This window comes from Bradyrhizobium sp. NBAIM08 (genome assembly GCF_020193935.1).
In the GTDB taxonomy this organism is placed as follows: Bacteria; Pseudomonadota; Alphaproteobacteria; order Rhizobiales; family Xanthobacteraceae; genus Bradyrhizobium; species Bradyrhizobium yuanmingense.
On the sequence record NZ_JADYVR010000020.1, the window covers coordinates 71,238 to 79,996 of the forward strand.

The window sequence follows — 8,759 nt, forward strand, 5'->3', positions numbered from 1 at the left end:
CACGCTGGACATTGAGGAGCTCACCAGCGCTTTCTACCCCGCGGGTTGCCGAAGGGATTTCCGCCGCCCCCGTCATTTTGGTTTCATGGCAAACGCCTGCTGTGCCGCCAAGCTCGCACAAGAGCCGAGCGGCCCTCGACACACCAGAGCCGCCTTCGCCCGTCGAACCTGAGCGGTCCGCCATCCTTGGTGTTCGCCGCCAAGAGTTATTCCTGTCTGCGGAAGCCATGGTGGATCGGGCTTGTGCCGCGCTTGACAAGCTGCGTGCTCGGCCGAGTTATGACACCGGTTATGCGCAGTGTGTTGCATGCCATTCGGCAAAACCGTACTGACCTTTGAACACTGGCCCGAGATGTTCTTTGGTGGCACCGCCTAGCCGCACTTTTCCACTGACGGAGCCGTCCTGTGCGAATTCGCCCTCGAACCCGTAGAACAAGGAAATCGGCACCTGCTCGTGCGCAGCCTCGAAGTGAATATGGCGACCATGAACTTCACCAGATATGTCTCCGGAGGACGATGCAGTGTGATGGACACCTGATATGAGTTCACCATCCTGCTGAATCTTGATGTGGTGTGTCGCAGACCCATGAAGGAATTGCATTTCGACACGCCAGCTGCCGGAGAAATTCACTTCCGCTGGGAAGTAGGGAGTCACTCGAACGATGGACTGGGGCATACGAAATGCGGATGCCAAAGCGCGGCCGACAATATCAGCCTCCTCATCCGAGAGATTCACCGGATCCAGCATGATTGATGTCGGCGTGGACCAAAAATCGTGGATCAGGATCCGCGGTCGTTGTTGCAAGAGCGCAAGCCTTAGGTCTTCCGCATCAAACGGAATGATGTCGGCATCCCAGATGATTTTCAGCCGAATAGCTGCTGCAAAACTCGCCCAAGGCAGCACTTCCGTAGTGACGCCTGGCAGCGAGACAAGGTAAGCCTCGATCCGGTTCGATCGCGCAAGCCACTGATCACGCTCATCTTTCGCCGATTGAGAATTGATCCAGCGGTCGAGCGCGACTACGGCCCCAACCACCTCTTCCTTGCCGACCTTCATCGACCTGCCAAATGCCTGGTGGGGTGTTCCGTTCCACCAGATCGACCTGCAAAGCCGCTCCTTACCAAGAACGATAGCAGTGGATTGTGGCCCCCGGATATACTTGCCACCGGCGTAAACGACCAGATCGGCTCCTTTCTTAATCCAGCTATCCGGCTTGTCTGGAGAAAGCCCGGCGGCATCGACGAGAATCGGAACACCGCGCGCGCGTGCCAAAGGGAGGAGCGAGCTCAATGGCAATACCGACTCATCGTCCATGCGACCGAGCAAGCAGATCATCGCTACACTTCCATCCAGTGCGTGCGCAAACTCCTCTGTGGTGCCAATGCTGACGACTTCAGCGCCCGCGACGCGGAGCGCCTGTTCATAAGCAAAACGCTGGTCGGATGGAATCAACACGGTATTGCGTAGCCCGGACGTATCCGGCAACCGCAACATCAGTTCCGGGTTGTTTCCTGCAATGCACGCCGCAGTGGCTAATGCTAGCCCCGCTGTAGCGCCGGCGGTGATGACACCCCATTCGGCGCCGGTGAGTTGAGCCATCCTTTCGCCTGCGGCTTCCGCGAGCTCGTCCAGGTCGACGAAAGCCCGGGCGGCCGCGTTCATTGCCGCGATGACCTCGTCGCTCGGATTGCTTCCTCCATAATTCGTGCGGACGCCAGCGCATTGGATCAACGGCTCGACGCCGAATTCTCGGTAGATCCACCCGCGCGCGTGGTCGCGTTCGGGCGGAGCGAATGCCTGTGGGATGTCAGGCCGCATAGTCATATCCGCTCGTCGCAAGTACGATGGGTGGCCTAACGCAAAATGCTGTCACGACGAGGCGAATGACGCCAGATGTTTTCAAGAGGGCGGAGGCGCTAGCACTTGAAAATGCTTCATCCATTCCATGGACGGTGATCAGCCCTGCTATTCCGGCCCCACGGATTAGCACCTCCGCGACTGTTCCCTTTAATGCCCGTAGACGGCCTGAGAGGCTTCCACATTTGGCTAGCGGATGTCGTTGGCCAGACGGGGTCATCTTCGTATAGCAGCTGTCGTCAGCGCGACGCCGCAGCGCCGATGACGGAGTTTCCGCACGTAGATGTGCATTGTTGACTTTCCCGAAGCCGCTGTCACCGCGAGCCAGTTCGGTCAAGCCCACGATGGGCGTTGGCCACGTCAACGACTTGATTCCATGATGCTCGTCGCCTTCGACCTCGACGAAGGAGGCAATTGACAGGGCCGACGCCGAGTGACCTCCGCGCTTGGTGTTCGAGCCGCAGACCGCATCATGAGCTTCTGTGAAGAACAGCTTGCTCTCGGAGCAGATCTGACCGCCCAGCAATTCTGCAGGCGCCAAGGCGGCGCGCCTTTCAGGGCTCCTAGCGAGAGCAAACAGTGGTTGACGTTGCATGCCACACCTGGAGGTGAGTTTGATCGGCGCGATGTTCTTCAACTAAACAGTGACAGCTTCTGTGATCCAGATCAATTATTAGCCTTAGTAGTTGACGGGGCTGCGCTAGTTTGCGCGCACTTAGGTACCAGGAGCGGCGAAGCCCTAACAATCAACGGCGTTCACTCGTTGGTCGCGGAAATTCACAAAGCGCATCCCTCCCGACACCACGAGCTCTATCAGTTTTTCAGGCCCCAAAGGCTCGAACGTGGGTTATTCATCAGAATTGATCGAGACACGCATAGACCTCAATCATCAATCGAGTCGCCTTGAACGAATCTTAGCCCCGACAACTCTTGATTATTATTCTTTTCGCCAAGCTGCAGCTGTTCGATATCGGCTGGTCTGGGGCGGCTGACCGAAAGCTGGGCCTTGGACATCGATTTCAACAACAATCCGAACAGGCCGCTCGCAGCCGAAAAATCTCATTTCCAAACCCTATGGCCGGGATCATTTTGGAATGCAGGGTCCGATTATCCAACGCGAGCGCCGGCGACGAAATAGCTGCACGCCATCTTCAGCGGCAACGAAACTGCGGCCGTTAGTCAAGAAGACCCAGACGCCCCGCCTTGACGACGCACTGGGTGCGGCTGGTCGTTTCCAGCTTTCGCATCGCATTCTTGATATGAAAGTTGACCGTGTTAACGCTCACGCCCAGGATGACTCCGATGGCCCAGGATGACTTCCCCTTCTCCACCCATCGCAAACACTGTTTTTCCCGTTCCGACAGCACAACTTCTTGCACATCCGCCATGAATTTTTCCCGGAGCCGAGAGGGCAAGAACGAGATCAGCAAGTGCCATGCCACTCAGTGGCACACGCAAACTCGCGCGGCAGGACACGTTCCTGGGAGATGCCCGTCCATTCTCGGGAGCCTGCCATCGAACTGCAGCCCTCTCGACCGGATTGCGACATACGTCGCAACGCAATAGCAGCACTTACGACAATCGTAGCAGTCGATATTTTAACATCTGTGTGAGCTGGATATCACCCTTTGACTAGGCGCTCCTCCCGCCAGGGCTGAATGCTCTGTGAAGGGCCGTAGGACGCGGCTCGCGAGCCCAGATCTTTCATTTGCACCAAAGCTTTAACCGGCGTGTCGGCTCGACGCTCATCCGATAACCCTATGGCGATCATGCAAGCTTTTACGCCCCAATAAACTACCAACGCTGGTCATTGATCGACTTCACGACAAAACGATATGAACAGTGAAATTTGCGCCAATCGAGGATCGGCTTCCAGGATTTAGGCATGCAGTATCAACCACAAGCCGTTCGGCCTACCGCAGGTCGTCAATGCACACAGTCGTCGCCAGTCGAAATGCTTCGCGCCCAGGTGTGCTCGAATGATGATCTGTCGTTTCTGATGGAAGCGCATGATGGCCTGTCTGCCACGATCGCGCAGCGCTCGGGATTCAAGGGGCTCTGGGCCTCTGGTTTGTCGATTGCCAGTTCGCTCGGCTATCGCGATGCCAATGAAGCTTCATGGACCCAGCTCGTCCAGAGCGTGGAACGCATAGTGGACTCAACCGAGCTACCTGTGCTCGTTGACGGTGACGGGGGCTTCGGCAATTTCAACAATGCTCGCCTCCTCGCACGCAAACTTCATCAGGCTGGCGCGGCGGGCGTCTCGCTTGAGGACAGCTGCTTCCCGAAGCTGAACTCGCTCATTGGTGAGCGGCATCCGCTCGCCGATATCGATGAATTTTCCGGTCGTCTACGGGCGGTGAAGGACACGGTCGCTGAACACGTTGTTCTCGTGGCCAGGATCGAAGCGCTAATCGCTGGACATGGATTGAATGAAGCCATCTTGCGTGCTCATGCCTATGCCGAGGCAGGCGCCGATGCAATCCTGATTCACTCGCGAAAAAGTACCGCTTACGAAATGCTTTCGTTCGTCACCGAGTGGCGGAACCGGCTACCCGTTGTGATCGTTCCGACGACGTACTATCGAACACCAGTGTCAACCTTTCGTGATGCGGGGATCTCCACGGTCATCTGGGCCAATCACTCCTTGCGAGCTGCGGCAGCTGCAATGCGGCGCGTCTGCGATAGTATCGCAGCTCAAGAGGGCGTTGCGGGCATTGAGCCCCATATCGCCCCGCTCAGCGAGATATTCGAGCTTCTGAGGTATGACGAGCTCGCCGCGGCCGAAAAGCGATATCTGCAGCCTCGCTAGTCCATGCTGAGAGGGTTTATCACATAACGTCCCCTTCTTCGAAAGTCCTCCGATGTGCCCTCTCGGCGGTCTCCCTCTAAGTGTCAACCAACAGGCAGTCGGACCTATAATGCCAGAGAAGCTTTGCACAGCACTAAACAGCTTCCCCTCGCCAGGCGGTAGGCAATCCAGATGCACGTGGGTGACGACCTAGCCCTTTCGATCTCCGGGACGATCTAAACAGGTCTGCGGCCGAAGGGAAGAACAGAACGCTCGCGATGCTCACGGAGTTAGGCGCGGGATTAAAGAAAGCGAATGAAATGCCAGTGAATGCTCCCAAGAATGCTCTCATTCTTGCCGCTGGCGTTGGCTCTCGTCTGCGGCCGCTAACGGATCTAACCGCGAAATCCCTTGTCCAAGTTAACGGCACTCCCATCCTGCACAACGCGCTACATAACCTTGACCGTGTCGGCGTCGAACAGGTAACGATTGTTGTCGGGTATCGCAAAGAGGCGATCAAAGATAGCTGCGGTGGCCGCTTTGGCGGGGTTGACGTCAAATATGTCGAATCCTCCGTTTACGATCGTACTGGCAGCGCCTATTCGCTATGGCTGGCGCGAGACGCGCTGCTTTCCGGAGACTGCTTTCTTCTTGAGGGCGACGTCTTCTTCGAGGAAAATGTATTGCGGCAGCTGCTCATCAGTGAAGCGCCCGACGCAGCGGCTGTCGCTCCCTTCGATCAGCTGATGCAGGGATCAGCGGTCCTGTTGTCCGATCTTGGCTTCATTTCAGAATTTCGTTTGAAACAAACAGCGAGAAATCTCATGGCGGATGACCCGCCTCTTTACAAGACGATGAATCTGTTGCGGCTGTCCGCGTCTACTCTGCGGACAGAGCTCGTTCCGGCCCTAGACGATATGATCAAGGCCGGAGCTACCCAGGCCTACACTGAGGAGCTTCTTTCCTATCTCGTGGAAACACAAGGCCTGCAGCTTGCTGCGGTGAGATGCGATGACCTCAGGTGGTACGAAATTGATGATGCGGAAGATCTTCGTACCGCCGAACGCATCTTCGCAAAAGCCGACGTTTGATCCAACCGCGCAGGGGCGAGGTTCACGACGATCACGGAAGGTTTGACGCTGCGCCTCTTCACGACCTGCGCGGCTGCCTCCCAGGCCGCGTAACGATGCCAAGCCCCGCAAGCTTGATCGGGGGCCGCAACCAACGCGGCCGCCTATTGCCTCAGCAAAACGCGAGCGGCTCGTCCTGGCATGAAGCGTGAAACACACCCCCACAAGCGAGGTGGTAGAAAATAGTTATTGCGCTCCCAGCCGCTTCGACCGCAGGAACCGGAGGGACCTAGACCTTGAAGGGGGCAGATGATCTCGATTTCCTCGCTTGCGCTTTTCCGGATCGAGGCTTTCCTGCAAGCGGCTGCTCCGCGGAACTAATCTCTTTAAAATCGAATCTGAAGCTGATTCTTGGTGCGCACAGTACATTCTCGCCAAATTTGATCGGAATACGGCCGGAGCAGTCAAGGCTCTCCTTGACGAAGACCGGCGCCGAAGTGGACATTCCAAGCAGGCGCGCCTCCTGCGCAGAGGGCAGACGTGCGCTTATCGTCACCCACTGTTGCGAGTAGTCGTCAATTCCGATGCGCCTGAGAGCTGTGGAGATCGAGTTGGCGCCAGAGAATTTGTCCAGCAGTCCGGGAGTGCGTTTCGCCGGAAAGTAGCTATGCGCAATGACGATTGGGATCTCGTCCTGATAGCTCAGCGTGTCGATGCGCAGCACATCGTCACGAGCTTGCAAGTCGAGGTAGCCGGCGAGCCGCTCGTCTGCCTTTATCGTTGCAGCAGACAGGATCTTACGACGCGCCAGGCGACGTTGGGAGAAGAGATTATCGGTCAGGGGTTTGAGGGGAGAGCAGATAGGGTGTTGGATGTTCGACAACGAAGGTGCCCCTCCCCTGCTCGACACGGAGCAGTCGTTCCTGCTCAAGTGCCCGAATGGCGTATCTTACGGTGTGCCGGTTGACACCATATTCGAGAGCAAGCTCTACGTCATTGGCAATTTTCGCCTGGCCGAAATCGGCTCGAGGCAATGGCTTCTTCGATGTTCGACCGAACAAACTCCTAGCGCTTTCCTTGATACATAGGTCAAATGCTCCGTGGTTCAGGCTTTCAATTGCGTCGGATCAGCGCCAGGTCTATCATTCTTCGGTTGCACGAGCCGGGTCACGGCCGCTTCCCTCAGATAAAGACGTTGCCGGTAAAGCTCCCGGCAGACAGTTGACCGGCGCGCTGAACAGGCAATTGAGACGCTCGCATCTTCGACATCATACTGACCTCCGACCTCGCGATCTTGCAAAGCTTCATCGATGATACGGCCGTGCACCGTCGACGGTAGCGGCAGTCCCAAGCTGGAAAGGATCGTCGGCACCAGATCAACGATACTGGTTGGGGTAGCAACAACTCCGCTTCTAAAGGCATCGCCAAAGGATGCATAATGAAGTCAGCTCGTGCCCCGAAAGCCCTCCGTGCATACCAACGCCGATCGGATAGGTCCCATCGTAGTACACGGCATCTTGCGAAGCGCTCCGATTAGCCGCTCCGCAATCGGCGAGACCAAACGACGAGGTCCGCACTTCGTGGGTGTTCGGCCATGACAGCGGAAAGCGGGAGGGTACTCGCGATAAGTGGAGAGCCATCGGAAGTCTGACGTGAGAAGGCGACGCCAAACCATGGCTCCTCGGAAAGGCTGTGATACATCTCTGTCAGAAGATGGCTCTCTCTGTCCCGAGCCCAAATGTTGACGACCCGTTCAGCTGTTATTGCGGCGTCTACGTCGGGCGTGAGTTCATATCCGACCTTGAATCCCGATCGCTGCAGATGTTTTAATACGGTTCGGGAGGGAGCATGGGAAAGGTTGGCGCAATCTACCCCGATCCCACAGCATCGTTCGTCTCGCGCTGGGGGTCTCAGAGCAACTTTCAGAGGGGTGGGTATTGGCGGAACGACAGATTCAATGTGCTGGAGACAACTTTGCTGACGGTGAAGGACCCGGCGCAAAGGCGAGCTGCCTATCAAGAGATGCTGGACATATTCGACGAGATTGATCCACCAGGAACGGTGCTCCATTCGCTTGGCGAGTTCTTTGGAAAGCGCGCCAACATCAAGTGGGCACCGACGCCAACCGGTTTAATAGATTTTCGGCCAGGCGCAATCAACGCCTAGCCGAGAACGCCTTGGGCCAGACGCAGAAGACTATTGTCTGCTCGAAAGGTGGAATCATGGACCAAACCAGTTTGCACGCACTTGAAGCACCTTTTGTTCACACTTTTGAGCAAGGGAATGCCGGGCGCCCAGCCATGGCGGCTGGCAGCCCGCCGCTTCTGAGCATTACTGGATTGACGGTTGTTCTTGCAGACCGACCCGAGACGCGCCTCTTGGATGCCGTTCAGTTCGAGTTGCGGAAAGGTGAGTTTTTCGCGCTTGTCGGCGAAAGCGGCAGCGGAAAAAGCGTCTTGTGTTCGACCATCATGGGAGTAGCAAGTACCGAGCTGAAATGTCTCGGCGATATTCACATCGAAGGCAGGCCTCTTGCCGATGTCGATCGGCCGCCTGCGTGCAATGATCTACCAACAGCCGAGCCTATATCTTAACCCCGTTCGGAACATTGGATTCCAGCTTCGCGAGACTGTCCAGATGATCGGCGGCTAGCAAGAAAGAGGCGAGCGAAAGAGCTGCAGATCTACTCTGCGATGTGGGGATCGATGATCCCAAAGAGACGATGAGAAACTATCCGCACGAAATGCCAGGCGGAATGAATCAGCGCGTCATGATTGCAATGGCGCTCCCGATGAAGCCGAAGCTTCTCATCGCTGACGAGCCGACCTCTGCTCTCGATGTAACCACGCAAAAGCAGATTCTTGACTTGCTCGAACGGCTCCGCCCAGACATGGCAATCCTCTTTGTGACCCATGATCTGAGGCCGGCAAACTGGACCATTTTTGGCTAGAGTTGGCGCTGCGTAAATCCCTCGACTGGGAGGAGCGACGACGATGAAGGCCTCGAAGTTTTCGGACGCCCAGAAGGCGTTTATCCTGAA

At 56.6% G+C, this 8,759-nt stretch carries 10 protein-coding genes and 1 pseudogene; 5 read left to right on the forward strand and 6 right to left on the reverse strand.

The annotated features are described in order from the left end of the window. Positions 1–289: 289 nt before the first annotated feature. The 4 genes from I6F37_RS36180 to I6F37_RS36195 all read right to left on the reverse strand — a co-directional run bounded on the left by I6F37_RS36180 (position 290) and on the right by I6F37_RS36195 (position 3,246). Positions 290–1,819 carry a hypothetical protein gene (locus I6F37_RS36180; RefSeq protein ID WP_225129805.1) on the reverse strand — a complete coding sequence of 510 codons (1,530 nt, stop codon included), beginning with the start codon at positions 1,817–1,819 and terminating at the stop codon, positions 290–292. Further along, positions 1,809–2,399, reverse strand: a complete 591-nt coding sequence (locus tag I6F37_RS36185) for a hypothetical protein (protein WP_225129807.1) — start codon at positions 2,397–2,399, stop codon at positions 1,809–1,811. The genes I6F37_RS36180 and I6F37_RS36185 overlap by 11 nt, the downstream gene beginning before the upstream one ends. Before the next feature lie 341 nt (positions 2,400–2,740). After that, positions 2,741–2,881, reverse strand: coding sequence for a hypothetical protein (locus tag I6F37_RS36190; RefSeq protein WP_225154042.1), 141 nt, complete (start codon positions 2,879–2,881; stop codon positions 2,741–2,743). A 152-nt stretch (positions 2,882–3,033) separates the two neighbouring features. Then, on the reverse strand, positions 3,034–3,246 hold the full coding sequence (locus I6F37_RS36195; RefSeq protein ID WP_225129809.1) for a helix-turn-helix transcriptional regulator: 213 nt from the start codon (positions 3,244–3,246) through the stop codon (positions 3,034–3,036). A gap of 566 nt (positions 3,247–3,812) precedes the next feature. Between I6F37_RS36195 and aepX the strand changes: the two genes are divergently transcribed. After that, a complete protein-coding gene (gene aepX / locus I6F37_RS36200) occupies positions 3,813–4,670 on the forward strand; it encodes a phosphoenolpyruvate mutase (RefSeq protein WP_225129831.1) in 858 nt (285 codons plus the stop codon). A gap of 299 nt (positions 4,671–4,969) precedes the next feature. Continuing rightward, on the forward strand, positions 4,970–5,740 hold the full coding sequence (locus I6F37_RS36205) for a phosphocholine cytidylyltransferase family protein (protein WP_225129833.1): 771 nt from the start codon (positions 4,970–4,972) through the stop codon (positions 5,738–5,740). A gap of 268 nt (positions 5,741–6,008) precedes the next feature. Here I6F37_RS36205 and I6F37_RS36210 read toward each other — a convergent pair whose 3' ends face one another. Then, positions 6,009–6,593 carry a UTRA domain-containing protein gene (locus I6F37_RS36210; RefSeq protein WP_345944127.1) on the reverse strand — a complete coding sequence of 195 codons (585 nt, stop codon included), beginning with the start codon at positions 6,591–6,593 and terminating at the stop codon, positions 6,009–6,011. Positions 6,594–6,600: 7 nt separating this feature from the next. Further along, positions 6,601–6,729 (reverse strand): annotated as a pseudogene (locus I6F37_RS45810) (GntR family transcriptional regulator); the annotation flags it as partial. An 838-nt stretch (positions 6,730–7,567) separates the two neighbouring features. Between I6F37_RS45810 and I6F37_RS36220 the strand changes: the two are divergent. The 3 genes from I6F37_RS36220 (at position 7,568) to I6F37_RS46070 (ending at position 8,669) form a co-directional block, all read left to right on the forward strand. Next, a complete protein-coding gene (locus I6F37_RS36220) occupies positions 7,568–7,885 on the forward strand; it encodes a hypothetical protein (protein WP_225129814.1) in 318 nt (105 codons plus the stop codon). Between the two features lie 11 nt (positions 7,886–7,896). Further along, positions 7,897–8,313, forward strand: coding sequence for an ATP-binding cassette domain-containing protein (locus tag I6F37_RS45685; protein WP_275945330.1), 417 nt, complete (start codon positions 7,897–7,899; stop codon positions 8,311–8,313). 101 nt (positions 8,314–8,414) lie between these two features. Next, positions 8,415–8,669: an ATP-binding cassette domain-containing protein gene (locus I6F37_RS46070; RefSeq protein WP_368736806.1), complete on the forward strand. Its 255-nt coding sequence runs from the start codon at positions 8,415–8,417 to the stop codon at positions 8,667–8,669. The last annotated feature ends 90 nt before the right edge of the window (positions 8,670–8,759 follow it).

Coding starts and splice junctions, on each gene's coding strand:
- I6F37_RS36180 (WP_225129805.1), bottom strand. CDS start 1,819: ATGCGGCCTGACATCCCACAGGCATTCGCTCCGCCCGAACGCGACCAC.
- I6F37_RS36195 (WP_225129809.1), bottom strand. CDS start 3,246: ATGGCGGATGTGCAAGAAGTTGTGCTGTCGGAACGGGAAAAACAGTGT.
- aepX (WP_225129831.1), top strand. CDS start 3,813: ATGCTTCGCGCCCAGGTGTGCTCGAATGATGATCTGTCGTTTCTGATG.
- I6F37_RS36205 (WP_225129833.1), top strand. CDS start 4,970: ATGCCAGTGAATGCTCCCAAGAATGCTCTCATTCTTGCCGCTGGCGTT.
- I6F37_RS36220 (WP_225129814.1), top strand. CDS start 7,568: ATGGGAAAGGTTGGCGCAATCTACCCCGATCCCACAGCATCGTTCGTC.